The organism is Leclercia sp. LSNIH8, from assembly GCF_002920195.1.
Classification (GTDB): Bacteria; Pseudomonadota; Gammaproteobacteria; order Enterobacterales; family Enterobacteriaceae; genus Enterobacter.
The window spans coordinates 473,615-498,022 of sequence record NZ_PQJY01000003.1 but is presented as its reverse complement, the minus strand read 5'-3'; the positions used below and the strand labels follow the sequence as shown (position 1 = coordinate 498,022).

Here is a 24,408-nt window from a genome sequence, read left to right as displayed (position 1 = left end):
TTACCCTCGAATTGGTTTTTTCATTTAACCCCACTGCGGGGCCGTTGAAAGAACTATATCCCTGAAATTTCGGGGCTTCCGTGAGTGATTGGTATCGGCGTGTAACCATATGTACAACGCCGGGTCGATGACCCGGCGTGGGGGATTACAGATAGCGCGAGGTCAGATGATCGCGGAAGTAACGGCTGTTGAGATCTTCTCCGGTCGCCTGCTCAATCAGCTGGGCGGTGGTGAAGCGGCTGCCGTGCTGCCAGATGTTCTGGCGCAGCCAGTCGAACAGGGCGCTGAAATCCCCGGCGGCGATGGATGCGTCCAGTCCCGGTAGCGCGGTTTTGGCCGCACTGAACAACTGCGCGGCGTACATAGCGCCTAAGGTGTATGACGGGAAGTAGCCAAAACCGCCGTCGGTCCAGTGGATATCCTGCATACAGCCGTTGCGGTAATTATCTTTTGTTGATAAGCCCAGCCAGGCCTGCATTTTCTCATCCCACAGCGCCGGAATGTCCTCCACCTCGATTTCGCCGTTAATCAGCGCCCGCTCAATTTCATAGCGCAGCACGACGTGTGCCGGATAGCTCACTTCGTCGGCATCCACGCGGATATAGCCAGGCTTCACCCGCTGGTTCCAGGCGACAAAATTCTCTGGTGTAAAGGCCGCCTGGGTGCCGAAACGTTCATGGACGGCCGGGAGCAGGTGGTTGAGGAACGCCTTGCTGCGTCCGAGCTGCATTTCAAAGAAGAGGCTCTGGGATTCGTGGATAGCGGTAGAACGCGCCAGGGCGATGGGCTGACCAAGCCAGTTGCGCGGCAGGTTCTGTTCATAGCGTGCATGGCCGGTTTCGTGGATCACGCCAAACAGGGCGCTCAGCAGTTCGTCTTCGTTGTAGCGGGTGGTGATGCGCACATCTTCCGGCACGCCGCCACAGAATGGGTGAGCGCTGACGTCCAGACGGCCCGCGTTAAAGTCGAACCCGAGGCTCTTCATCGCCTCCAGCCCCAGCTCACGCTGAATGGCGGTCGGGAACGGCCCCTGCGGCGGCACGAAGGATTGCTGCGCCTGCTTCTCGACCACCTGTGCCAGCAGATCCGGTAGCCAGGTTTTGAGATCGCCAAACAGCTCGTCCAGCCGGGCGCTGGTCATGTCCGGCTCGAAGATATCCAGTAGCGCGTCGTAAGGGGTGCAGCCTTTGGCCTCGGCGCGCAGGCGGGCCTCTTCCCGGCTCAGTTTCACCACCTCTTTCAGGTTGACGGCAAAACCCTGCCAGTCGTTCGCGGGACGTTGGGTGCGCCAGGCATGCTCGCATTTACTGCCCGCCAGCGATTTGGCTTCAACCAGCGATTCCGGCAGCAGCGCAGCCTGCTGATAGTGGCGTTTCATCTCCCGCAGGTTAGCCTGTTCAACGTCGTTAAGATCTTCGCTTTCGGCGTTACGCAGCCAGTCGGCCACGTTTTTATCGGTCAGGATTTGATGCTGCAGGACGCTCAGCTCTGCCAGCGCTTCACCCCGCGCGGCGCTGCCGCCCGCAGGCATCATAGTAAACATGTCCCAGCTGGCGATGGCGGAGAGGTGGGAGAAGCGGGAGAGACGCTGGAAGGTGCGGGTGAGTTGCTGATAGTTATTCTTTTCCATTAAGACCTCGTGTCTGCATCAACTGATAGCTAAAAGTACCATCAGGTTGGGCGAAACACGAGGTCACGTCATATTAATGCAGTCGTTTGTGCAGATTAGCCCCCACCACCAGCGCCCCACACAACATCAACGCAATAAACCCGCCCACGCCGTTCCAGCCATACTGATGCCAGAACACGCCGCCGAGCGTCCCGGCGATGCTGGAGCCGAGATAGTAACTGAACAGATACAGCGACGAGGCCTGGCCCTTGGCGCGACGGGCGCGCGGGCCGATCCAGCTGCTGGCGACCGAGTGAGCGGCAAAGAAACCGGCGGAGAAGAGCAGCATCCCGGCAAAAATCATCCACAGGTTAGCGAGCAACGTCAACAGAACCCCGGCCAGCATCACGCCGGTGGAAACCAGCATTACCGGCCCACGCCCGAAGCGGGTGGTCATCGCTCCGGCTTTTGGGGAGCTCCATGTACCAGTGAGATAGGCCACCGACAGCAGGCCCACCAGCGCCTGGCTCAGATGCCACGGCGAGAGCATCAGCCTGTAGCCGATGTAGTTAAAGAGGGTGACAAACGAGCCCATCAGCAGAAAACCGGTGAGAAACAGCAGCGGCAGACCCCGATCCCGCCAGTGCAGGCGGAAGTTAATCAGCAGCGTTTTGGGCCGCAGCGCGGTGGGGCGAAAATGGCGCGACTCCGGCAGGATCTTCCAGAACATCAACGCGGAGGCCAGGGCAAAGCAGCCGATTGCCGCCAGCGCTATTCGCCAGCTAAAGAAGTCGGTAAAGACGCCGCTCAGCAACCGCCCGCTCATGCCGCCGATGGAGTTACCGCTGATGTAGAGCCCCATCGAGAAGGCGACAAAGCTGGGGTGGATCTCCTCGCTGAGGTAGGTCATGCCCACCGCCGCCACGCCGCTGAGGGAAAGCCCGATCAGCGCGCGCATGATTAAAATCCCGTGCCAGCTGGTCATCATCGTCGACAGCAAGGTACAGACCGACGCCAGCAGCAGTGCGGTGACCATCACCGGCTTACGTCCGATAGCGTCCGAGAGCGGCCCGGTAAAGAGCAGGCCGACCGCCAGCATCCCGGTCGAGATTGAGAGGGAAATACTGCTGCTGGCCGGGGAGACGCCAAACTCCTGGGATAGCACCGGCAGGATCGGCTGCACGCAGTAGAGCAGGGCAAAGGTGGCAAGCCCTGCGGAGAAAAGTGCCAGCGTGACGCGCATAAACTGCGGGGTGCCGCGTTTGATAAACCGAACCGGTTGCGCGTTGTTGGGTGAGAGTTCGATATCATTGATTGGGGCGATATCAGCCGTTGTTGTACGACTCACGTAAGTTCCTTGCTTCAACATCCCCGTGATTTCTGGTGACGGGTATGACCACAGGGATCAGGGTAGGAAATTGTAAATATTCTGTCTAATATATTAATAATCTCAAATGATACGTTTAAAATATGGATATCGAACTGCGTCATCTGCGCTACTTTGTCGCCGTCGCTGAGGAGCTGCATTTTGGGCGCGCGGCGGCGCGGCTCAATATCTCTCAACCGCCTCTCAGCCAGCAAATCCAGGTTCTTGAGCAGCAGGTAGGCGCTCGCCTGCTGGCGCGCACCAACCGCAGCGTCGGGCTGACCCCCGCAGGGCGACAATTTCTGGCGGACAGCCGCCAGATTCTGAGCATGGTGGAAGAGGCAGCTGCCCGGGCAGAGCGCCTGCACCATGGCGAAACCGGCGAGCTACGCATCGGATTTACCTCCTCCGCACCCTTTATCAGCGCCATCTCCCAGACCCTCTCGTCGTTTCGCCGCCTGTCGCCGGATGTGCACATCCAGACCCGGGAGATCAATACCCGGGAGCAGATTGTCCCCCTCAGCGAAGGCTCGCTCGATCTCGGCCTGATGCGTAACACTCAGTTGCCGGATACCCTGGCCTGGCAGCGGGTGCTGCGCGAACCGCTGCTGGCGATGATCCACCGGGATCATCCCCTGGCGGCAAGAGCTGAAATCTCGGTGACGGAGCTGGCGCAGGAGCCGTTTGTCTTTTTTGACCCGCACGTTGGCACCGGTCTGTACGACGACATCCTGGGATTACTGCGGCGCTATGGAGTAAACCCGGTGATTACCCAAGAGGTAGGCGAGGCGATGACCATTATCGGACTGGTGGCGGCGGGGCTGGGGGTATCGATCCTGCCGGCCTCGTTCAGACGGCTGCAGCTCCATGAGATGCGCTGGGTGGCGCTCACCGAACCGGACGCGGTTTCAGAGATGTGGATGGTATGGTCAAAACACCATGAACTCAGCGCGGCGGCACGGCGGTTCAAAGATCTGCTTATCAACGCGGCAATGGGTCGCTGACCGGCAAAAAAAGCGGGTAAAAATGTGCTGTAAATCACAAGGCTAAGTAAAAATTTGACGATTACTGTAGAAGTGCTTCACCATAGCCCACAGTTTATTTCGAAGCGCGAAAATAAGGGAGTACGTGGTGGTTGCTGATAGTCAGCCAGGGCATATCGATCAGATTAAGCAGACCAATGCAGGTGCAGTATATCGCCTGATTGATCAGCTTGGGCCGGTCTCGCGCATCGATCTTTCTCGGCTTGCGCAACTGGCGCCTGCCAGTATCACCAAGATTGTGCGTGAGATGCTCGAAGCTCACCTGGTGCAGGAAACAGAAATTCAGGAGCCGGGCAGTCGCGGCCGTCCGGCCGTTGGGTTGGTGGTGGAAACCGAAGCCTGGCACTACCTCTCATTGCGCATCAGCCGCGGTGAAATTTACCTTGCGCTGCGCGATCTCAGCAGCAAGCTGGTGGTGGAAGATCGGCTGCCGCTGGAACTGCAAGCTGTCCAGCCGCTGGAAGTGCGGATCACCGCCCTAATCGACCAATTCTTCATTCATCATCAGCAGAAGCTGGAACGCCTCACCGCCATTGCCATCACCATGCCCGGTATCATTGATACGGAAAATGGAATTGTCCACCGGATGCCGTTCTACGACGACGTCAAAGAGATGCCGCTGGGTGAGGTGTTGAAAAATCACACCGGCGTGCCGGTCTATATTCAGCATGATATCAGCGCCTGGACGATGGCCGAGGCGCTGTTCGGCGCCTCTCGCGGCGCCCGGGACGTGATTCAGGTGGTGATCGACCACAACGTGGGGGCCGGGGTGATCACCGATGGCCGCCTGCTGCACGCGGGCAGCAGCAGCCTGGTGGAGATTGGTCACACCCAGGTCGATCCCTATGGCAAGCGCTGTTACTGCGGTAACCACGGCTGTCTGGAGACTATTGCCAGCGTTGACAGCGTGCTGGAGCTGGCCCAACTCCGGCTCGGCCAGTCGATGAGCTCCGCGCTACACGGCCAGCCCCTGACGGTCGAGTCGCTCTGCGCCGCTGCGCAGCAGGGCGATCTGCTGGCAAAAGATATTATTACCGGCGTCGGCACCAACGTCGGGCGGATCATTGCCGTTATGGTTAACCTGTTTAATCCGCAGAAAATCCTCATTGGCTCGCCCCTGAGCCAGGCGTCGGATGTGCTCTTCCCGGCAATCGCCGACTCCATCCGCCAGCAGTCCTTGCCGGCCTACAGCAAGCACATCATGGTGGAAAGTACTCAGTTCACCAATCAGGGCACGATGGCCGGCGCAGCGCTGGTGAAGGATGCGATGTATAACGGCTCACTATTGATTCGTCTGTTGCAGGGTTAACTGTTTTTTTACAGTCTTACCAAAAATTGCGCTATCTCAAACCGGGCAGATAGCGCATGCCTTAGACTTCCTCCACTGAATTATTTCCTTCATTTATATTTTCAGAGCATAACGGTGGAGTAAGTGATGCTTAAGCGTTTCTTTGTAACGGGTACTGATACCTCCGTCGGCAAGACGGTGGTGTCCCGCGCCTTGCTGCAAGCCATGATGGCCAGCGGAAAGCGTGTTGCAGGGTACAAACCGGTAGCCAAAGGGAGTAAAGAGACGCCAGAGGGATTGCGCAATAAAGATGCGCTGGTGCTGCAAAGCGTCTCCTCTTTAGAACTTCCTTATCATGCCATTAACCCCATTGCGCTTAGCGAAGATGAGAGCAGCGTGGCGCACAGCGGGCTGGTGAATTACACCCTGTTATCGAACGGGCTTGCCAGCCTGAGCGAAAAAGTGGATCACGTGGTGGTCGAAGGGACCGGCGGCTGGCGCAGCCTGATGAACGATCTGCGCCCGCTGTCAGAATGGGTGGTGCAGGAGCAACTGCCGGTGCTGATGGTGGTCGGTATTCAGGAGGGCTGTATCAACCACGCCCTGCTGACCGCCCAAGCCATCGCCAACGACGGCCTGCCGCTGGTGGGATGGGTAGCGAACCGCATCAATCCGGGCCTGGCGCACTATGCCGAAATTATTGATGTGTTAAGCAAAAAGCTGCCTGCACCGCTGGTGGGTGAACTGCCGTACCTGCCGCGCGCCGAACAGCGTGAGCTAGCGCAGTATATCGACCTCTCTGCTTTCGGCCAGGTGCTGACCGTAGATCGAATCATGGCGTAACGTTCGCGACAGCACGGACGCCACCACACAGGCAATCAGCAAACCGGGCAGCAGAACGTACTGCCCGGTCATTTCACAGACCATCAGCGCCGACATGATTGGTGCGTGCGTCGTGGCGGCGAGCAGCGTCGCCATCCCTGCCAGCCCCAGCAAAATCGCGGTGTCAGAGCCGGGCAACCACAGCATAAAGAGCTGGGCAAACAGCATGCCGGTCGCCATGCCGACAAACAGCGTTGGCGTAAAAACCCCACCCGGTGCGCCCGAGCCGCTACTGGCCAGAACCGCCAGCAACTTGCAGATAAATACTCCCGCAATGACCGACAGCAGCGGCGGTGCCAGCAGGAACCCCTGTACCACGCTGTAGCCATTCCCCCAGACCTTAGGGGTCAGCAGCGACAGCAGGCCAACGATGAGGCCACCCAGCGCAAGCTGCCACGGTGGAGAGAGCTTAAGGCGCAGAAACAGGGAATGGCTGAAGGCCATAAGCCACATTAGCGCCGGGCCACAGATGCCTGCCAGCAGGCCCATTCCCACAATCAATGAATAATCTACCCCGGTCAGCGTGTCGCTGAGGTGTACCTCATACAGCGTATTCGCGCCGGGGCTGAGCAGGCGTGTAGTGAGCAGGGCTACGACGGCGGCAATTACTACCGGGCCGAGCGAGGCCAGCATCAGGGTGCCAAACAGGATCTCGGCGATGAACAGGCTCCCGGCTAACGGGGCATGGTAAGCGCTGGCCATCCCGGCGGCGGCACCGCAGGCAATCCACAGTTTCCATTCCGTTTTGGGGGTAAAGCGCTGGGCGAAAAAGGAGGCGGCGAGGGCGGCCAGCAGGATCATCGCCCCTTCCCGGCCAATGGCGCTGCCGCTGGCGACGACCAGCAGCGACGCCAGGGATTTGACCAGGCTGGCGGCGTAGTCAAACTGTCCGTCACCCGTTTCCAGCGCCTCCATATAGTCGGTGGGCGCATGGGGCCGCTGCGCGGTCATTTTCTGCCATCCCCACAGCAGCAGCCCGGCAGCCAGCCCGCCGAGAGCAGGGGTCAGGGCGCGTCGCCAGGGTGACAGAGCGCTGGCGGCATTCACCAGACTGCCGCTTTCGTTACTCAGAAACAGCCACTCCAGTAAATAGAGAGCATGGCGGAACAGGGCCACGGCCAGTGCCGCCAGCACACCGGTGACGCTGGCAATCAGCAACCGGCGAAACATCGCGCGGATGTCAGGGTAAGCATGGAGTCGATGCATGGGTTACGCGTAAATGGGGAAGATACAATATTTTGACGGGAAAACGCGGGGTTAGCAATGCGAAGAGCCGGGCAAGGCCCGGCTTACAATATTAACTGTCGCTGTGAATATTCAGCGCCCGGCGCGTGCGGCCGGAGCTTAAGTATTCCGCAATATAGTCCTGAGAAATTTCGCCGTTATAGCGCCCCTCTTCATCGACAATCGGCATCCAGCTGGTGTTGCTCTCATACAGACGCGACAGCACCACGCGCAGGTTGTCCTCCGCTTTGCCGGTCATGCGGAACGGGTGGAGCAGATCGGCGCAGGTGCCGGTGGCATTGCGCGCTTCCCGGCGCTTCACAAAGCCCAGCGGTTTGCCATTTTCATCCACCACGGTGACGGCGCGAATGTCGTTGTCGTCCATGATGGCGAAGGCTTCCGGCAGCGGCGTGGCTGGTCGCACGGTCAGGGTTGGCTGTTGATCCGTGACATCGCCCGCGGAGACCAGCAGCAGACGCTTCAGGGTGCGGTCCTGGCCAACGAACGAGCCGACAAATTCATTGGCCGGTTTCGCCAGCAGTTCGTCCGGGCTGGCGCACTGAACAATGCGCCCCTGGCGGAAGACGGCAATACGGTCCCCCAGCTTCAGCGCCTCGTCGATGTCGTGGCTCACCAGCATCACCGTTTTTTTCAGCTTGCGCTGCATCTCAAGGAACTGGTTCTGGATCACCTCGCGGTTAATCGGGTCCACCGCACCGAAAGGCTCATCCATCAGCAGTACCGGAGGATCCGCCGCCAGGGCGCGAATCACGCCGATACGCTGCTGCTGACCGCCGGACATCTCCCGCGGGTAGCGGTTAAGGAACTTATGCGGATCCATTGCCACCATATCCATCAACTCTTCGGCGCGGGTTTTACAGCGGGCTTTATCCCAGCCCAGCATGCGCGGCACCACGGTGATGTTCTCTTCGATGGTCATGTTCGGGAACAGGCCAATCTGCTGGATCACGTAGCCGATGTTGCGTCGCAGGGTCACGGTGTCCATCTCGCTGGTGTCCTGGCCGTTAATCTGGATGGTGCCGCTGCTCGGGGTAATCAGCCGGTTAATCATCTTCAGGGTGGTGGTTTTACCGCAGCCGGATGGGCCGAGCAGGACGCACATCTCCCCTTCGGGCACGTTCAGGTTGACGTTGTCTACGGCCTTAAAAGTCTGGCCGTGCTTCTGTGAAAATTGTTTGGTGAGGTTTTCCAGTTTTATCATTATCGAATCCCCTTTGGAGTCAGTACGATCTGCAGGCGGTGCAGTAACCAGTCGAGCACAATCGCTAACAGACAAATCATCAGCGCGCCCGCAATCAACATACGAATATCGCTCCCGCCAATGCCGTTTAGCAGCAGCAGGCCAAGCCCACCCGCGCCGATGACGGCGGCAATGGCCATCACGCCGATATTCATTACGACCGCGGTACGGATGCCGCCGAAAATCACCGGCAGCGCCATGGGAATTTCTACCCAGCGCAGGCGTTGCCAGAAGGTCATGCCGATGCCGCGACCTGCTTCTCGCAGTCCGGGCGGCAGGCTGTCCAGCGCCGTATGGGTGTTACGCACAATCGGTAGCAGCGAGTAGAGAAACACGGCGGTAATCGCGGGCAGGGCGCCAATACCCTGACCGATCATGGAAAAGAGTGGGATCATCAGGCCGAACAGAGCAATGGACGGGATGGTCAGCACGATGGTGGCAATCCCCAGCACCGGCGTCGCCAGCCATTTGTGACGGACAATCAGAATGCCCAGCGGCACGCCGATAATAATGGCTAAGCCCACCGCCAGCGCCACCAGCCACAGGTGCTGGAAGGTCAGGGTCATGATGTAACCCCAGTTATCAAGAATGTAGTGAACGGTATCCATAGCGCCTCCTTACAGCAGCTGCTTGCTACGCAGGAAATCACGGGCGACCTGCTGCGGTGACTGATGATCGATATCCACCTTCTTGTTCAGCTCGGTGATGACGTCGTTGTTGAGCTGGGCGGAGAGGGTGTTCAGCGCCTCTTCCAGCCCCGGGTTGGCTTCCAGCGTATCCTTGCGCACTACCGGGGTCACCGCGTAGCTCGGGAAGAAGCCTTTGTCATCTTCCAGCACCTTCAGGTCGAAGCCTTTTACGCGTCCGTCCGTGGTGTAAACCAGCCCGGCATCGACAAAGCCGTCGCGCACCGCGTTATAGACCAGGCCGGGGTCCATCTGGCGAATTTGCGGGCGATCGAGCTCCATGTTGTAGGCCGCCTGCAGCGGCTTCATGCCATCGCTGCGCCCGGAGAACTCCAGATCCAGACCCAGCATCCAGTTGTTATCCGGGTCGGTTTTGCGCACCTGCTCAATCTTCGCCACCAGCTCTGACATGGTGTTGATATTTTCTGCCTCGGCGCGCTTACGCTGCATGGCAAAAGCGTAGGTGTTGTTCATGTCAGCAGGTTTGAGCCACACCAGTCCGTGCTTCGCATCCAGACGTTTCACCGTCTCGTAAGACTCCTCTGGCGACATGCGTTTGTTGATGTGGTTAAAGATGATCAGCGAGGTACCGGTGTACTCCCAGGTCATATCGATCTGCTTGTTGATCATCGCATTACGGGAAATGACGGTGGCAATGTTGGTCTGAGGCTTAACTTCAAACCCTTTCTTTTGTAGGTACTGCACGGTCATCGCCGAGAGAATATGCTGTTCGGTAAAGCTCTTGGTCGCCAGAATCAGGGGCGCTGCGAGCGCTTGGCTGGTAAAGAGCGCGGCGGTACAGAGCGCCGCCAGGCCGGTAAACAGTCTCATAGAAGCTCCTTATTATTGTTATCGTGCGAGATGCGGGCTCATCAGTCGGCCCAGCGCCGCCAGCAGCGTATCCAGAATCAGGGCGAACAGGGCGGTGGCCGCCGCGCCCAGGATCAGCGTCGGGAAATCATTCAGGTAGATGCCGGGGAAAATCAGCTCGCCATAGCTGCTGGCGCCAATCAGGAAGGCCAGCGGTGCGGTACCGACGTTAATGGCGGTGGCGATACGAATACCGGAGAGCATTACCGGCCAGGCGTTAGGCAGTTCCACCTGGCGCAGACGCTGCCATTTGGTCATCCCGATGCCGTTTGCCGCTTCCAGTAACGATGCCGGAACCGAGCACAGTCCGGCGTAGGTGTTACGCACAATCGGCAGCAGCGAGGCGAGGAACAGGGCGATAATGGCAGGCGTATCGCCGATGCCAATCACCACCATTGCCAGGGCCAGAACCGCCAGCGGCGGCAGGGTGTTGCCGACGTTAAAAATCTGCATGACGTATTCGGCGATACCGCGCGCGGCCGGACGGCTCAGCAAGATACCGCTGGGGATACCGACCAGCAGGGCGAAGAACATGGATGAGAAGACTAAAATCAGATGCTGTTGCCCGAGATAGACCAGGTCAACCTGGCGCGCTTTGATCGTCTCCAGCCCAATTCCCCAGACGAGGAGGGCGACGACCACAATAATCGCGCCGACAAAAAGCAGCGAGCGTTTGAGTAATGGATGCATTGCAGTGTGTCTCCCTGTGCGCATGCGTTATAGCAACCACCGGTTGCCTGTTGTTATGCCATGTTTTGGCAGGGGTACTGGAGCTATAGCAAGGGTTTGGGAAGGGTTCCAGCGAAGCGGTAAAATCTTTAACCTTATGAAAACAGGGGTGATAATGGGTTAAGCCTTACGGGATAAGGGTTGGATAGGGGCAGGCGGAATAGTCTTAAAGATAATTTCGTTAAGTGACAACGTCACTTAACGAGTGGAAGGCATCTGTTATTTACTCAGCGCAGCGCGGACTTTTCGCACGCGTAGAGAGGTCGTTATGATGGAGAAGGCGGCCACGAAAACCAGCATGAATCCCAGCGCCAGCATCGCAGTAAACCCAAACCACCTGAACAGGACCAGCCCGGCAATCCCTCCCGTAATGAACGAGAAAAGGGTGGTGAGATGGGTTGTAAGTTGGCTGCGTTGTGCCGCCGTATCTTTGGAGTAATCCCGGCGTAGCATCGCCACCACCACGGAGGCCAGCGAAATGCCTGCGTCGGTTAAGGTGCCGGTAATATGGGTGGAGCGTACCCGCCCGCCGGAAAGTTGGGTGGAGGTGGAATTATGAATCCCCATCAGCCCGCAGAGAAAAACAATAATTTCCCGGTTAGTCGTGAAGGTATGAAAATAGATTTCATGCAGAGAGACGCCGGCCAGTAATAACCCTTCAATAAACAAAACCTGACAAAAAATGAGACGCACATTGTGCATGATGCCCCATAAAACAATAATCCGCGCAATAATTGCCCCCGTCACAAATGACAAAATAATGGTGGCGAAGAAAATAATATCGTTCAGATCCGTTGAGGAGACTTCACTGGAAAATTGTGAGGTATTGCCTGTCATATGGGAAGGAAAGAAGCCGAAAGCCCCCAGCGCAATGGCATTCAGCAATCCTGCGGAGGTCGCCAGCCAGAGGGCAAGACGACGATCCTCCTGGTGGGTTCGTTCTTTCTTAAGTTTAATCAGCAAAGAATACCTCCGGTTTGAGCTTTGCCTGAATAATCAGGCTAGCAAAGCCTGGTCATGGATTGTCCAGGATAGTACTTAATTATTAAGGCACCGGAGGTGGGCGGGAATTAAGTAATTAAATAAAATAACCTTGATAACAAAGTGCTTATTTACTAGGCAGCATTATGCTCAAAGCATGCCATTATTTCCGTGGTGCAAAAACGCCGGACGCTGATTTAAACGTTCAAACCAGGCCTCGATAGCGGGCACCGGCGGATGCTCAAAAGGGGTCATCTTCCAGCGGTTCACCGACAGCCCCAGCACCACATCGGCCAGGGTAAAAGTGTCGCCCGCCACCCATGCCCCGGTGTGTTGCAGCTGCTGCTCAAGGATCGCGATATGGTGGTTCCACTCCTTAATCCCGGCGGCAATTCGCGCCGGATCGTTAAAGTCCGGGTTTTTACGCCCCAGGGCCGGGAAGACATAGCGCCAGGCGTTGTTAAATTCCGAAGCCTGCCAGTCCATCCAGCGTTCGACGTTAGAGCAGGCTTGCGGATCTGTCGGGAGAAGGTCGTCGCGCCCGGCCTTAAGCGCCAGATAGCGGCAAATGGCATTGGATTCCCAGAGCACGAAATCATTGTCGATCAGCACCGGCACCATCGCATTCGGGTTCAGCGCGCGGAAGGCATCCGTTTCCGTTGAGGCGAAGCCGCTGCCGTAATCTTCCTGCAGATAGTCCAGACCCACTTCTTCACAGGTCCAGAGCACTTTGCGCACGTTAATGGAGGTGGTTTTGCCGAGGATTTTTAGCATGATGCAGGTGTCCTTTGTCGGGTGAGTTAACAACAGAGCCGTTATTCAGTGAGTTTAGGGCAAACTTTGGTGGGGAAGTATTCCTGTTGGCTTACCATCTTCCGATAGGCGGCAGGCGTCATGCCTGTGAGTCGACTGAACACACGCCGCATGACATCCGGACCTGAGAAACCACATTCTGCGGCTATTTTTTTCGCGGGCAGCTTCTCTTTTTCAATCAGCAACCGCGCTTTTGATACGCGCTCGCGCTCCAGCCATTGAGCCGGGGTCAAACCGATCTCCTGGCGAAAAATACGCGTAAGGTGCCTCTCACTAAGGTTGATGTGTTGCGCCAACATGGCAACAGAGCCAATCTCTTTAATATTCTGAATTGCCCAACGCTGAAGATCCTGGAGCGCTGAGCGTCCGTTCAGAGAAAGTTGGCTTCGTCTGACAAAGTGAGACTGATTAACAGGTCGGCGAAAGAACATCACTAACTGATCCGCAACCTCGGCCGCAATTTCCCGCCCCAGATCTTCTTCTACCAGCCTCAGTGCCAGATCGAGGCCGGATGTCACACCGGCGGCAGTACGCACCCTGCCATTGGCGATAAACAGCGCATCGCTTTCCACAACTATTTCAGGATGTCTGATAGAAAGCAGTTCTGCACAATTCCAGTGGGTGGTGACCTGCTTACCGTTGAGTTTTCCGGTAAGCGCCAGCAGCAGCGCGCCAGTACATACGGATCCAAACCGCTCACTTTTTTCGCATAAGGCGGTAATACCCGCCAGGACATTGCTCTCTGGCATATAACCAGACATACCTGGTGCGCCCGCAATGAGAAACGTATCAGGAACGAGTTCTGAAATATCCGCGAGGGAAAAATCTGCCGCAAGCCTGACGCCGGACGAGGCCTGCACAGCAGAGCCACTGACGGAAACGACATACAGACGATAAAATTGACGTCCCAGGATTCTGTTAGCCTCAGCAAAAACATCTATAGGCCCGCCTACATCAAGCAACTGCACGCCCGGCACCGCCAGTATGGCTATGGTATGACTCATTTTCTCCTCCCGGCGTCTGAATAAATCCAGATGTCCCTATTCGTCGTAAAAGTACGGTGGCAGACATGAATGATAAACCCTAATTTAGAGGCGCACCATAGCCATCTAAGGAGTTATTCATGCGTTCTGCAATTAAAGGTATCAGCGTCCCGGACAGCCGTATGGCCAGAGAAGCCACGGAATTTATCAGGGACACCGAAACAGAGCTGCTGTTTAATCATTCAAGCCGGGTTTATTACTGGGCGGCCCTGGCCGGACAGGAAAGGGGTCTGAAAGTAGACAGTGAGCTGCTGTACATTGGCTGTATGTTTCATGACATTGGGCTCACCCATGAGCATTGCAGCTGTGACAAACGTTTTGAAGTAGACGGCGCCAATGCGGCACGTACCTTTCTGGAGGGATATGGTATCGCTCCTGCCGGCATTGATAAGGTATGGACAGCCATTGCACTCCATACCACACCCGGCATACCTGAGTTCATGGCACCAGAAATAGCCCTGGTTACTGCAGGCGTGGAAATGGATGTGCTGGGAATCGATTATGAAAAATTCTCAGAAGCAGATATTAAAGCGGTTACGCAGCAGTATCCCCGTACGCCAACATTTAAAGAGGATATTATTCAGGCATTCTATGACGGTATAAAACACAAGCCGCAGACGACATTCGGTAACGTAAAGGCTGACGTTATTAAGGATAAAGAACCCGGTTTCGCACCTTTTAACTTCTGCAACATTATCCGGCAGTCACGCTGGCAAGGCTGAGCCGCCGCAACGCAATAATCGAATGAGGGCAGCAGTTAAATATCAGGGATGATCTTGAGCATAAAATATGGATGATGCCTTCACAGGCGGCGCATGGCGTTTAGCTGAAGACGTCATGCGCCTTTTTGCGGCAGTTATCGGTTGACGCATAGATAGATTGAGCCAGACCAATGCTGCTGTTTTTAGCGGGGGCAGATCTATCCGCTGCTCTGCCATGAACCCTGCCAGAGATAATTCCCGGGTCCATCAGTCATTGAACGGTGGGACTATGTAACCTCCTGGACCGCTGGCTCATATCGTAACGTCTCAATAATCATCGAGAGTGCTGGCAGGAGCTGGCGCTCGCTGGAGTAGAAAATGTGGAACCCCTGGCGCAGCGGGCACCACGTCTCAAGCACTGATCGAAGACGGCCCTGCTCCAGCCAGGGGCGGGCGAGATTTTCCGGTACAAAAGCCAGACCATATCCCGCCAGAGCTGCATCGAGCGCCGCATATACCGAGTTAAAGATCAAAGGGCCATCGACACGACAAGCCTCCCGAGTGTCACCCTTTTTAAGTTCCCAGGGGCTGATACCCTCTTTCATGGAGTAGCGGGTATTGATGCAGGCGTGTCGGGCCAAATCCTCCGGCGTGAGCGGCAGCTGTCTTGCAGAAAGATAATCAGGGGAGGCCACAATGACGTTTCGCCAGTCGGGTGAAATCCGCACGGAAGCCATATTTTTGCCGATCCTGTCGCCTGGCCTGATACCGGCGTCAAAGCGATCGGCAACAATATCGGTCAGGGCCGGATCGTTCGATACCTCCAGTTTAACGTCAGGATAGTGCAGCAAAGCAGCGGAAAGGCGCGGCCAGACAAAGGTGTTCCAGGCGAAATCCGACGCCGTGATGCGGACCGTCCCGGCGATCTTGCTGCCCAGCTCGCTCAGGGAGGCCAGTTCCCCGGCAATGACATCGAAGCGGGGAGATACCCGCTCAAGCAAGCGCTGCCCGGCCTCGGTGGGAGAGACGCTGCGCGTGGTGCGCATCAGCAGTCGTAGCCCCAGCCGCGCCTCCAGATTACGGATGGTATGGCTTAACGCCGACTGGGAAACGCCCAGTTCGGCAGCAGCCCGGGTAAAACTGCGTTCCCGGGCAATAGTAATAAACGCCACAATATCCCTGAAGATTTCGCCTGACATATTCCGCCTCGGTTATGCGTGAAACACGCCGTTATGCCTGATTCTCATGGAAACGCAACGCTTCAACCATCAGCGTCATGGCCCGGGAATGCTGGCGCCGGTTAGGGTAATAGAGATGCAAGCCCGGCCAGAGCGGGCACCATGCTTCGAGTACCGACACCAGCTCGCCTGAATCCAGCCAGGGCTGAACCATATCCTGCGGCAGGTAGGCCAGCCCCAATCCTGCTTTTGCGGCTTCGAGAATGTCGTAAGCGTTATTACAGATGACGGGGCCGCCGATCCTGACGGAGAACTCACGCTGACCCTCGGTAAATTCCCAGTCATAAAGGCCGCCATAAGTAGAGGTGCGCAGCCGAATACATCTCTGCTGATCGAGTGCCTCAGGCCGCCCGGGGACTGGAAATCGCGTAAAATAGTCCGCCGATCCGACCACCGTATTCTTCACATCCGGACTGATACGCACGGAGATCATGTCCTGCGCCAGCTCCATACCGAATCTGACACCGGCGTCATAGCCTCTGGCGGCAATATCGACGCTGGCATACTCGCTGATCAGCTCAACGGTGATATCGGGATACTGCTGCAAAAAGGGGGAGAGTTTAGGCCACAAAACCTGGCGAATGGCATAGTCAATGGCGGTGATGCGCAGGGTGCCGGTCGGCTTGTCCCGCAGATCGTTCAGCGATTCAAGCTCTTTCTCGATGTAGGCAAATTCGGGCACGATCCTGTCCACCAGATGTTGCCCCGCCATGATCAGGGATACCCGACGCGTGCTACGCAACAACACGCGTACGCCGAGCCGCTCCTCCAGACCGCGGATGCTGGCGCTCAGGGCCGGCTGGGTTACTCCCAGTTGCGCCGCAGCCCGGGTAAAACTCCCGGTTTGCGCCACCGCAATAAGCGCTAAAAGATCGCTGAAACCCTCACGAGCCATTTCTTCCTCACACGGACGCGACACAGGAGATAAGTCAGGTTTAAAAACATTAATGAATTCTGTTTATAAATGCAAGAAACAGGCCGCACTGGTCTGGGTTGACTACGTCAGGTATATTTATTTGCAAGCAAACAAGGATGGGAAGAAATAATTTCCGTCAGGCGTAATCAAGAAATAATTGAAAAGAGATTGAACGGCGCGGGTGAATATTTTTCATCACGCTGAAGGTTCACGAAATTACCATTAAAACAGATCAATCATGCTGATAGAAATATCGGTCAGGAGACGTTATGTCATTATCTAAAGTTTCATTATTGCTGGCATCATTATTTGTTGCCAGCGCTGCATATTCTGAACAACCCCAGCCAACTACCGTTGCCGAAGGTATTAATGCCATGAACGCACAGAAAGTGTCGTTTCAGAATGGTGATGTCAAAATGGCGGCCAATCTCTACCTGCCGCCTGATTACGATAGCGCGAAAAAATACCCCGCCATCGTCGTTTCTCATCCCTGGGGCGGCGTAAAAGAACAGACCTCGGGTCTGTACGCCCAACAGCTGGCAAAGCGCGGATTTATTACCCTGGCCTATGACGCTTCTCACTACGGCGAAAGCGGCGGTTTGCCGCGTGACCTGGAAAACCCGGCAGACCGGGTACAGGATATTCGCAGTGCGATTGGCTACCTGAGCAGCCTGCCGCAGGTTGATGCCGCACGCATCGGGGCGTTGGGCATCTGTGCTGGTGGCGGTTATACCCTCCACGAAGCGCAAACCGATCTGCGGGTGAAAGCGGTCGCCGGGGTCGTGACCTACGACATCGGAGATGCGACCCGAAACGGTATTGAGGGGGCGCCGGTCTCGGCTGCCGACAGGCTGAAATTACTGCAAAGCGTCGATGCGCAGTTAAATAAAGAGGCCGCCGGTGCCCCGCTGAAGGTTGAACAGCTCCTCCCGGCGCGGGATAGCGTCGATGCCAGTACGCCGAATTTTGTGCGGGAAGCGACGGAATATTATCTCACCCCGCGGGGCGCGCATCCGAATGCCCGAAACCGCTATGTCGTGACCAGCCCGGGGCTGCATATGGCCTATTACCCGCTGGAGCATATGGAAGATATTTCTCCCCGGCCGGTATTATTAATTGCGGGCGAAAAAGCAGAGACCCGTAAATTTAGCCAGCAGGCTTTTGATAATGCAAAACAGCCGAAGGAATTAACGATTATTCCTGGCGCATCGCATTTTGATTTATATGACAAGCCGCAGTACGTCACTCCGGCGGTGGATAAACTCGCTGCGTTCTTCGGTAAACATCTTTAACAGCCAGCTTAGTATTTAAACAGGAAAAATATTATGACCTATTCACTCAATAATAAAATTGCCTTAGTGACCGGTGCCGCTTCGGGTATTGGTCTCGCCACCGCCCAGGCCTATGCTGCGGCGGGTGCATCCGTCGTGCTGGCTGATATTAACGCCGGGGCGGTGACGCAGGCCGCAGAGTCGCTGGTGGCTTCCGGCTATACCGCTAAAGCGATGACCTGCAATGCGGCGGATCTGGATGACGTCGCCGCGATGGTGCAAGAGACCGTCGCGACCTTTGGCCGCCTCGATATCGCCTTCAATAACGCCGGGATCCAGAATGTGCTGGCAGAGATCGCGGATGCGACAGCAGAGGATTTCGACCGCGTCACGGCGGTCAACCTGCGCGGCGTCTGGGGCTGCATGAAGTACGAACTGCAGCAGATGCGTAAGCAGGGCAGCGGCGTGATCGTGAACTGCTCATCTATCGGCGGGATTGTGGGCGGTGCAGAACGTGCTAACTACCATGCCGCCAAGCATGGCGTGCTGGGCCTGACCAAAAGTGCTGCGCTCGAGTATGCCGCGCGCAACATTCGCGTTAACGCCGTCTGCCCGGGGCTTATCTGGACCCCGATGGTTGATGCCATGGTTGCCTCAGGCCAGAAAGAGGCGCTGGAGGCGATGGTGCAGGGCGTTCCTATGCAACGTCATGGCAGGGCTGAAGAAATTGCAGACGTGGTGCTTTGGCTCTCCAGCGATGCGTCATCCTACGTGACAGGCCAGTCCATATCCATTGATGGCGGCCTGACCATGCGTTAACGCAAGAGTGGGTGGCGTACAAAGCAGGCTGACGCCATCACGTTAGGCCAGCCTGTCTGAGGGATAGCGCCTATTTCACCAGAGCAAACAGATCGTTCAGCGATTCGCTCATGGTGGGGTGGGTGAAGATCTGATCGCGCAGCACCGTGTACGGCAGCCCGGCATCCATGACCGTTTTTACGATGTTGATCACCTCATGCGAATCTGCAGCCAGTAACGACACGCCCAGTATCTGCTGAGTGTCATTTTCGACCACGGCTTGCAACATTCCCCGGGTATCGTTGATAACGCGTGCCCGCGGGATCGCCGCCACCGGCAGTGACACCACCTGAATATTTTTTCCCTGCTCCCGCGCCTGCGCTTCCGTTAAGCCGATACGCGACAACGTAGGGGTCATAAATACCGAATAAGGGATATTCAGCCGATCGTCCGTGGTACGCGTTCCTTCACCCAGCAGCTGATCGTACACGATGCGGTAATCATCGAGGGAGACATAGGTAAACTGCGGCCCGCCGGTGACATCACCCATCGCCCAGATGTGGTCTGTCGAGGTTTTCAGTCTCTTATCAACCTGGATGGCGCCGCGCGCGTCCGTTAAGACTCCGGCATTTTCCAGCTTCAGCGCCCCGGTGGCAGGGTGGCGGCCGGTGGCGACCAGCAGGAGATCCATCTGGCGATCGCCCTGCGGGGTGTGCAGCGTAACGCCCTCACTGCTGCTGGTAACGGCGTGAACCGCCGCGTTCAGCTCTATTGTGACACCCTGATCCTGCAGGATTGTGGCGACCGCCGCGCTGATGTCGTTGTCTTCCCGCGCCAGAAACTGCGATGCGGTTTCAAACAGCGTGACTTTGCTGCCGAAACGCGCAAACATCGACGCAAATTCAACGCCAATATAGCCGCCACCCAAAATACCCAGACGCTCTGGCAGGCTGGATAAATTCAGAATGCCGGTGCTGTCAACAATGCGTGGCCCGGCGATCAGCCCTTCAATCTGCGGAAAGCGGGCTTCAGCGCCGGTATTAATGAAAATACGGTCCGCACTGAGCGTGCGGATCGCCTCTCCTGACGTGATTTTCAACGTATGGGGATCAAGAAATTCCGCCTGCCCGTCGATGACATCCACTGACTCGAGATTCGCCAGATTGAGATAATTTTTTTCACGCAGGAATTCAACCACTGAGGCTTTCCGCTGCGCAGCCTCAGTAAAGTCAGTGGTGGCCTGCGCATCATGTACCAGCGCTTTGGTGGGAATACAGCCGATGTTAATGCAGGTGCCGCCATACATGGTTTTCGATTTTTCCACGATCGCCACACGCCAGCCAGCGCGGCCCAGCGCCGCCGCCAGCGTTTTGCCCGCTTTACCAAATCCGATGATTGCTGCCTGATAATGGTTCATCTTACTCTCCGCGATAGAAGCGTTAACCGGGTTTTCGCCTCTGGCTACCATTCAACAGTGATTTTCCCGAAGTGCTTTCTGCCGGCCATGTGACTGAATGCTTCACCAACAGAAGCCAGACCTTCAAAACGGTCGGAGATGACGGGACGGATGCCGGTTTGATTCAGGGCTCTGACAAACTCCTGTTGCATACGATTGCTGCCGACCACCAGCCCCTGAAGACGGGCCTGTTTTGCCATTAGCATCGCGGTCGGTATAACGCCTTCCATACCCGTCAGGACGCCAATCAAAGCAATATGGCCCCCAATGCGCACTGCTTCTATCGACTGCGCCAGCGTACCCGGCCCACCGAGTTCAATGACAACATCCGCACCGCGGCCACCCGTGATCTCCTGGACCCTTTCTCCCCACTGCGGCGTTGAGCGATAATTGATGACGTGATCGGCTCCCAGCGCTTTTACCCGCGCCAGCTTCTCATCAGAAGAAGAGGTGACAATCACGTTCGCCCCCATACTTTTGGCAATCTGTAGAGCGGTAATCGACACGCCGCCGGTCCCTAACGTCAGGACCGTATCGCCCGCCTTTAATCCTGCATCGACGACCAGGGCTCGCCATGCCGTCAGGCCAGAGGTGGTCAGCGTGGCGGCTTCAGCATGACTCCATCCGGCAGGCGCAAGGGTAAAATGCGAGGCCGGGCGCACAACATATTCCGCGGCAAATCCCTGGGCGCCATCGCCTGGGGTCTGCCCGAAGTCACCGACTGACGCTATGACATCACCTTCTGTCCACTGAGGGAAAAAGGTGGATAAAACCCTGTCGCCCGGTTTGAAATCAGTGACACCTTCGCCGGTCGCGTCTACCACGCCAGCGCCGTCAGCCATCAGGATGCGCCGATCGGCGGTCGGCACCTTGCCGCTGGCGACGAGTAAGTCGTGGAAGTTTAAAGAGGTGGCATGGATTGCCACGCGGATCTGGCCCGGACCAGGTTGTCCAGGATCGGGCAAATCGGTTAATGAAATATGATCGAGCCCACCGGGGGCATTCAGCACTATCGCCTTCATAATATCGCTCCGAACAGAAGACGGTTCAGTCACCGTCATAGCCGTAAATGAAGGCCAGCGACCCTGGCTGGCCACGGAATTACTGCAGATGGATTTTGAGCTGGGAAGCCGCCTGGTTGATTGCGGTTCTCACCGCTGGTTCTTCGCTCAGGGCATTCAGCAGGCCATAGTCATGGATCAACCCGTTATAGCGCGTGACGGTAACCGGCACCCCCGCCTTATCGAGATTGCGCCCGAACGCTTCACCTTCATCACGCAGCACGTCCAGCTCGGCTGTCTGAATAAGGGTAGGCGGCAGCCCCTTAAGCTCTTCAGCCGTCGCGCGTAAAGGCGAGGCCAGAATCTTATTTCGCTCTTTATCCGAGGTGGTGTAGTTATCCCAGAACCATTTCATCATGTTCCGGGTAAGGAAATAGCCGTCAGCGAATTCATTATAGGAAGCGGTATCAAAGTGCGCGTCCGTTACCGGCCACAGCATGACGTTATAACGGATCGCTGGGGTGTTAAATTGTTTTGCCTGCAGCGCGACGGCAGCCACCATATTGCCGCCGACGCTGTTTCCTGCCAGCGCCAGGCGTTTTCCGTCAACGCCGATTTCTGCGCCATGTTCAGCCACCCATTTCGTGGCCTCATAAGCCTGCGTGATGGCAACAGGATAGTGCGATTCAGGCGAAGGATCGTAATTGACGAAAACAGCCGCCGCCCCCGAAGCGTTTACAAGATCCCGGACCAGTCGTTCATGTGTTGGATAGTCTCCCAGCACCCAGCCACCCCCGTGAAAAAACATGAACACAGGCAGCGTCTGCGTTCCGCTGTTTTCGGGTTTTACCACCGTCAGATTCAGGGGCTTGCCGAGAACGGTAATCGTTTTTTCGCTTACCTGCGCCGCTGGCAATTTAGCCCCTTGCTGGGCTGAGACCAGCACCAGGCGCGCTTCCTGCGGGGTTAGGGCCTCCATCGGTTTTCCGCCGCTGCTGTTCAGTACCTTGAGAAATGAAGCCACCCCGGCAGTAGGCTCTGGCCTGTTTTGTACGGGCGCTGCCCATGCGGCGGTGACCTGCGTCGCTAATAACAGGGCACTGACACTCAGTTTCGTTTTCATTATTTTTTCCTGGGGAATAGTTGATGGTGAATATGCGATGAAAAATACTGATCACTCTGTTTCTTCAGGCATTACACCTTTGAAGAAGGCCGATAGCGCGCCGCAGGTACATTGTGAGAGAAGTCTTCAATGATCGCCTGACGCGCCTGCTCCCACTGCTGAAGACGGTTTTCGTCATGCAGCGAAGGGATAGTGATAAGCTCCCCGCGCTGGAACCCGACCAGCGCCGCATTAACCATATCTTCGGCCTGCATAACGATACCCGGGTCGAGTTGGCTCAGCGGGAGGCCTCCGTTATCCCAGAATGGCGTCGCCGTTGCGCTGGGCAGGACAGCCTGAACCTGAATACCTTTGTCGGCTAACTCCCGGTGCAGAGAGCGGGTGAATGCCAGAACATAGGCTTTACTGCCGCCATATACGCCATTCAGCACTTCAGGCGCGATCCCCACAATGGAGCCAATATTGATGATGGCACCCCGGCCACGCTTAACGAAGCCGGGAACCACAGCGTAAGTCAGTCGGGTAAGGGCAATGATGTTCAGGTTGATCATGCTCGTCATCTGCTCAACGTTACTGTCAACGAGCTGAGTATGGGTGCCCATTCCCGCGTTATTCACCAGCAGCGTGATGCTCGCGTCATTACGCAGTTTCTCCTCGAGGGTGGCCAGCTGCCGCGGATCGTTCAGGTCCGCCGCCACGACCTCCACGTTACGTTCGCTGTCGGCGGTGATATGGCTTGCCATCTGATTGAGCCGGTTATGATTGCGGGCAACAATGATCAGGTCGTAACCCATTCTTGCAAGCCGGGCAGCATACAGCGCGCCCATGCCGGTTGATGCACCTGTTACGACCGCCGTTCCTTTCACTGAATCACTCATTTAAATCACCTCGATAGGGTGTAAGGGATGAATTGAGATTACGTGAAGACGCCAGAGAGAAAATGACGTAAACGGGCACGATTTCGGACATTTTGCGTCGGTGTGTTTTAAATCCAGTAAAAACTGCGTCGCGCCAGGTAATTAACGTATTGCCTGATGAATCGTTTTTTTGGTAAATCTTCCGGGTGAGAAAATAATGACAACAGACGTCCAGCCAGGGGGCTGGGAGCCCACTATAGACAGGGTGATTGAGATTTTACTGAAGAAGGATTAATGACATGCATCGGGTAGGGCTCCTTATTTCCGACCAGTTCCAGTCTCTCGCGTTATCGACGCTGACAATTTTTGAATTTGCTAACCTGGTATTAGGCGAACCCTTCTACCACTGCACGGTATATTCAGAAAAGGGAGGAGAGGTGGCCTCGTCTTACGGGATAAATGTCATCACCCAGCCGCTGTCTGAAGAGAGCCAGGTTGATACCTGGCTTGTGGGTGGCGTACTCACTCCCGTCGCCTTACCGGCAACCGCGGGGGTGATACATTTTTTGCAAAATCATGCGTCCGGCGCGCGCCGTATTGCCGGAATTTGTACCGGTGCCTTCGTGCTGGCTCAGGCCGGGCTATTGCAGGAGAAACGCGCCACGACACACTGGGCTTATACCCACAGCCTGAAAGTCCTTCACCCCACCATACGAACCGAAGAGGACCTGATCTACATTATCGACGATCAGATCTGGACGTCGGCTGGCATGACCGCCGGGTTTGATATGGTCCTGGCGATGGTTGAAAAAGATCAGGGTACCGATGTTGCACGCAATATTGCCCACCGTATGGTCATGAATCAGCGCCGGACGGGAGGGCAGCGCCAGCATTCAGAACTGCTTGCCATATCCCCTAAAAGCGACCGCCTGCAGCTGGCGATAGAGTATGTCCGGCAAAATCTGAGCAAAACGCTCACCGTTGAGCATCTTGCCCATGCTGTACATCTGAGTGCCCGTCAGCTCAATCGCCTGTTTTTAAATGAAACGGGTAAATCCCCGGCGCGGGTGATAGAACGATTGCGGCTTGAGGCTGCACGACTGATGATTGAGAAGAGCCGCTTACCGCTGGAGGTGATCGCCCGTGAGTCAGGCTTCCGGGACCGGCGTCATATGCGCAATGTCTTTATGCGCGGATACGGTATTCCACCGCAGTCGTTACGCACAGGGAAAGGCACGCTGGCCTCCTGATG

23 protein-coding genes are annotated in these 24,408 nt (G+C 56.5%); 7 read left to right on the top strand and 16 right to left on the bottom strand.

Features of this window, described 5'->3' with window-relative positions:
- Positions 1–145 precede the first annotated feature (145 nt).
- Complete coding sequence (locus C3406_RS10840; RefSeq protein WP_103824515.1) at positions 146–1,630, bottom strand: carboxypeptidase M32; 1,485 nt, start codon at positions 1,628–1,630, stop codon at positions 146–148.
- 73 nt (positions 1,631–1,703) lie between these two features.
- The gene (locus tag C3406_RS10835; RefSeq protein ID WP_103824514.1) at positions 1,704–2,957 is read right to left on the bottom strand and encodes an MFS transporter; all 1,254 of its coding nucleotides are present in this window, start codon (positions 2,955–2,957) and stop codon (positions 1,704–1,706) included.
- A 122-nt stretch (positions 2,958–3,079) separates the two neighbouring features.
- Here C3406_RS10835 and C3406_RS10830 point away from each other — a divergent pair, with 122 nt between their 5' ends.
- The 3 genes from C3406_RS10830 to bioD all read left to right on the top strand — a co-directional run bounded on the left by C3406_RS10830 (position 3,080) and on the right by bioD (position 6,149).
- The gene (locus tag C3406_RS10830) at positions 3,080–3,979 is read left to right on the top strand and encodes a LysR family transcriptional regulator (RefSeq protein ID WP_103824513.1); all 900 of its coding nucleotides are present in this window, start codon (positions 3,080–3,082) and stop codon (positions 3,977–3,979) included.
- Between the two features lie 127 nt (positions 3,980–4,106).
- Positions 4,107–5,327 carry a sugar metabolism global transcriptional regulator Mlc gene (gene mlc, locus C3406_RS10825; RefSeq protein ID WP_103824576.1) on the top strand — a complete coding sequence of 407 codons (1,221 nt, stop codon included), beginning with the start codon at positions 4,107–4,109 and terminating at the stop codon, positions 5,325–5,327.
- A 126-nt stretch (positions 5,328–5,453) separates the two neighbouring features.
- Positions 5,454–6,149 carry a dethiobiotin synthase gene (gene bioD, locus C3406_RS10820; protein WP_103824512.1) on the top strand — a complete coding sequence of 232 codons (696 nt, stop codon included), beginning with the start codon at positions 5,454–5,456 and terminating at the stop codon, positions 6,147–6,149.
- On the opposite strand, the gene clcB is transcribed toward bioD, so the two are convergent.
- The 8 genes from clcB to C3406_RS10780 form a co-directional block, all read right to left on the bottom strand.
- The gene (gene clcB / locus C3406_RS10815) at positions 6,084–7,394 is read right to left on the bottom strand and encodes a voltage-gated ClC-type chloride channel ClcB (RefSeq protein WP_103824511.1); all 1,311 of its coding nucleotides are present in this window, start codon (positions 7,392–7,394) and stop codon (positions 6,084–6,086) included. The two genes, bioD and clcB, sit on opposite strands and share 66 nt — an antisense overlap.
- A 91-nt stretch (positions 7,395–7,485) precedes the next feature.
- A complete protein-coding gene (gene osmV, locus C3406_RS10810; protein WP_103824510.1) occupies positions 7,486–8,634 on the bottom strand; it encodes an osmoprotectant ABC transporter ATP-binding protein OsmV in 1,149 nt (382 codons plus the stop codon).
- On the bottom strand, positions 8,634–9,281 hold the full coding sequence (gene osmW / locus C3406_RS10805; protein WP_103179440.1) for an osmoprotectant ABC transporter permease OsmW: 648 nt from the start codon (positions 9,279–9,281) through the stop codon (positions 8,634–8,636). Before osmW ends, osmV begins: the two co-directional genes overlap by 1 nt.
- A 9-nt stretch (positions 9,282–9,290) precedes the next feature.
- On the bottom strand, positions 9,291–10,190 hold the full coding sequence (osmX, locus tag C3406_RS10800; protein WP_103824509.1) for an osmoprotectant ABC transporter substrate-binding protein OsmX: 900 nt from the start codon (positions 10,188–10,190) through the stop codon (positions 9,291–9,293).
- 18 nt (positions 10,191–10,208) lie between these two features.
- Positions 10,209–10,919 (bottom strand): osmoprotectant ABC transporter permease OsmY, encoded by a 711-nt coding sequence (osmY, locus tag C3406_RS10795; RefSeq protein WP_103824508.1) that lies wholly within the window; start codon positions 10,917–10,919, stop codon positions 10,209–10,211.
- A 258-nt stretch (positions 10,920–11,177) separates the two neighbouring features.
- Positions 11,178–11,921, bottom strand: a complete 744-nt coding sequence (locus C3406_RS10790) for a YoaK family protein (RefSeq protein ID WP_103824507.1) — start codon at positions 11,919–11,921, stop codon at positions 11,178–11,180.
- Between the two features lie 168 nt (positions 11,922–12,089).
- A complete protein-coding gene (locus C3406_RS10785; RefSeq protein ID WP_103824506.1) occupies positions 12,090–12,713 on the bottom strand; it encodes a glutathione S-transferase family protein in 624 nt (207 codons plus the stop codon).
- A 41-nt stretch (positions 12,714–12,754) separates the two neighbouring features.
- Positions 12,755–13,756, bottom strand: a complete 1,002-nt coding sequence (locus C3406_RS10780) for a GlxA family transcriptional regulator (protein ID WP_103824505.1) — start codon at positions 13,754–13,756, stop codon at positions 12,755–12,757.
- A gap of 119 nt (positions 13,757–13,875) precedes the next feature.
- Between C3406_RS10780 and C3406_RS10775 the strand changes: the two genes are divergently transcribed.
- Entirely contained in the window at positions 13,876–14,517 is a 642-nt protein-coding gene (locus tag C3406_RS10775; RefSeq protein ID WP_103824504.1) for an HD domain-containing protein, read from the top strand.
- A gap of 266 nt (positions 14,518–14,783) precedes the next feature.
- Here the strand turns inward: C3406_RS10775 and C3406_RS10770 are convergent, their stop codons facing one another.
- Both C3406_RS10770 and C3406_RS10765 read right to left on the bottom strand, forming a co-directional pair.
- Entirely contained in the window at positions 14,784–15,695 is a 912-nt protein-coding gene (locus tag C3406_RS10770; protein ID WP_103824503.1) for a LysR family transcriptional regulator, read from the bottom strand.
- A 31-nt stretch (positions 15,696–15,726) separates the two neighbouring features.
- Positions 15,727–16,629 carry a LysR family transcriptional regulator gene (locus tag C3406_RS10765; protein WP_103824502.1) on the bottom strand — a complete coding sequence of 301 codons (903 nt, stop codon included), beginning with the start codon at positions 16,627–16,629 and terminating at the stop codon, positions 15,727–15,729.
- 290 nt (positions 16,630–16,919) lie between these two features.
- Here C3406_RS10765 and C3406_RS10760 point away from each other — a divergent pair, with 290 nt between their 5' ends.
- Together C3406_RS10760 and C3406_RS10755 are read left to right on the top strand one after the other, a co-directional pair.
- Positions 16,920–17,942 (top strand): alpha/beta hydrolase, encoded by a 1,023-nt coding sequence (locus C3406_RS10760; RefSeq protein WP_103824501.1) that lies wholly within the window; start codon positions 16,920–16,922, stop codon positions 17,940–17,942.
- A gap of 33 nt (positions 17,943–17,975) precedes the next feature.
- Positions 17,976–18,740 carry an SDR family NAD(P)-dependent oxidoreductase gene (locus C3406_RS10755; RefSeq protein WP_103824500.1) on the top strand — a complete coding sequence of 255 codons (765 nt, stop codon included), beginning with the start codon at positions 17,976–17,978 and terminating at the stop codon, positions 18,738–18,740.
- 70 nt (positions 18,741–18,810) lie between these two features.
- On the opposite strand, the gene rclA is transcribed toward C3406_RS10755, so the two are convergent.
- The 4 genes from rclA to C3406_RS10735 all read right to left on the bottom strand — a co-directional run bounded on the left by rclA (position 18,811) and on the right by C3406_RS10735 (position 23,177).
- A complete protein-coding gene (gene rclA, locus C3406_RS10750) occupies positions 18,811–20,136 on the bottom strand; it encodes a reactive chlorine resistance oxidoreductase RclA (protein WP_103824575.1) in 1,326 nt (441 codons plus the stop codon).
- A 44-nt stretch (positions 20,137–20,180) separates the two neighbouring features.
- Positions 20,181–21,197, bottom strand: a complete 1,017-nt coding sequence (locus tag C3406_RS10745; RefSeq protein ID WP_103824574.1) for a zinc-dependent alcohol dehydrogenase family protein — start codon at positions 21,195–21,197, stop codon at positions 20,181–20,183.
- 79 nt (positions 21,198–21,276) lie between these two features.
- Entirely contained in the window at positions 21,277–22,299 is a 1,023-nt protein-coding gene (locus C3406_RS10740; RefSeq protein WP_103824499.1) for an alpha/beta hydrolase, read from the bottom strand.
- A 71-nt stretch (positions 22,300–22,370) separates the two neighbouring features.
- Positions 22,371–23,177 (bottom strand): SDR family NAD(P)-dependent oxidoreductase, encoded by an 807-nt coding sequence (locus tag C3406_RS10735; RefSeq protein ID WP_103824498.1) that lies wholly within the window; start codon positions 23,175–23,177, stop codon positions 22,371–22,373.
- A gap of 278 nt (positions 23,178–23,455) precedes the next feature.
- Here C3406_RS10735 and C3406_RS10730 point away from each other — a divergent pair, with 278 nt between their 5' ends.
- Positions 23,456–24,406, top strand: coding sequence for a GlxA family transcriptional regulator (locus tag C3406_RS10730; protein ID WP_103824497.1), 951 nt, complete (start codon positions 23,456–23,458; stop codon positions 24,404–24,406).
- The last annotated feature ends 2 nt before the right edge of the window (positions 24,407–24,408 follow it).

Bases quoted from the DNA above. Each gene is read 5' to 3' on its own strand.
- C3406_RS10840 (WP_103824515.1), bottom strand. From the start codon at position 1,630: ATGGAAAAGAATAACTATCAGCAACTCACCCGCACCTTCCAGCGTCTC.
- osmY (WP_103824508.1), bottom strand. From the start codon at position 10,919: ATGCATCCATTACTCAAACGCTCGCTGCTTTTTGTCGGCGCGATTATT.
- osmX (WP_103824509.1), bottom strand. From the start codon at position 10,190: ATGAGACTGTTTACCGGCCTGGCGGCGCTCTGTACCGCCGCGCTCTTT.
- C3406_RS10735 (WP_103824498.1), bottom strand. From the start codon at position 23,177: ATGAGTGATTCAGTGAAAGGAACGGCGGTCGTAACAGGTGCATCAACC.
- osmV (WP_103824510.1), bottom strand. From the start codon at position 8,634: ATGATAAAACTGGAAAACCTCACCAAACAATTTTCACAGAAGCACGGC.
- C3406_RS10780 (WP_103824505.1), bottom strand. From the start codon at position 13,756: ATGAGTCATACCATAGCCATACTGGCGGTGCCGGGCGTGCAGTTGCTT.
- C3406_RS10765 (WP_103824502.1), bottom strand. From the start codon at position 16,629: ATGGCTCGTGAGGGTTTCAGCGATCTTTTAGCGCTTATTGCGGTGGCG.
- osmW (WP_103179440.1), bottom strand. From the start codon at position 9,281: ATGGATACCGTTCACTACATTCTTGATAACTGGGGTTACATCATGACC.
- C3406_RS10775 (WP_103824504.1), top strand. From the start codon at position 13,876: ATGCGTTCTGCAATTAAAGGTATCAGCGTCCCGGACAGCCGTATGGCC.
- C3406_RS10740 (WP_103824499.1), bottom strand. From the start codon at position 22,299: ATGAAAACGAAACTGAGTGTCAGTGCCCTGTTATTAGCGACGCAGGTC.
- bioD (WP_103824512.1), top strand. From the start codon at position 5,454: ATGCTTAAGCGTTTCTTTGTAACGGGTACTGATACCTCCGTCGGCAAG.
- C3406_RS10745 (WP_103824574.1), bottom strand. From the start codon at position 21,197: ATGAAGGCGATAGTGCTGAATGCCCCCGGTGGGCTCGATCATATTTCA.
- rclA (WP_103824575.1), bottom strand. From the start codon at position 20,136: ATGAACCATTATCAGGCAGCAATCATCGGATTTGGTAAAGCGGGCAAA.
- C3406_RS10760 (WP_103824501.1), top strand. From the start codon at position 16,920: ATGTCATTATCTAAAGTTTCATTATTGCTGGCATCATTATTTGTTGCC.
- clcB (WP_103824511.1), bottom strand. From the start codon at position 7,394: ATGCATCGACTCCATGCTTACCCTGACATCCGCGCGATGTTTCGCCGG.
- C3406_RS10755 (WP_103824500.1), top strand. From the start codon at position 17,976: ATGACCTATTCACTCAATAATAAAATTGCCTTAGTGACCGGTGCCGCT.
- C3406_RS10830 (WP_103824513.1), top strand. From the start codon at position 3,080: ATGGATATCGAACTGCGTCATCTGCGCTACTTTGTCGCCGTCGCTGAG.
- C3406_RS10770 (WP_103824503.1), bottom strand. From the start codon at position 15,695: ATGTCAGGCGAAATCTTCAGGGATATTGTGGCGTTTATTACTATTGCC.
- C3406_RS10730 (WP_103824497.1), top strand. From the start codon at position 23,456: ATGCATCGGGTAGGGCTCCTTATTTCCGACCAGTTCCAGTCTCTCGCG.
- C3406_RS10785 (WP_103824506.1), bottom strand. From the start codon at position 12,713: ATGCTAAAAATCCTCGGCAAAACCACCTCCATTAACGTGCGCAAAGTG.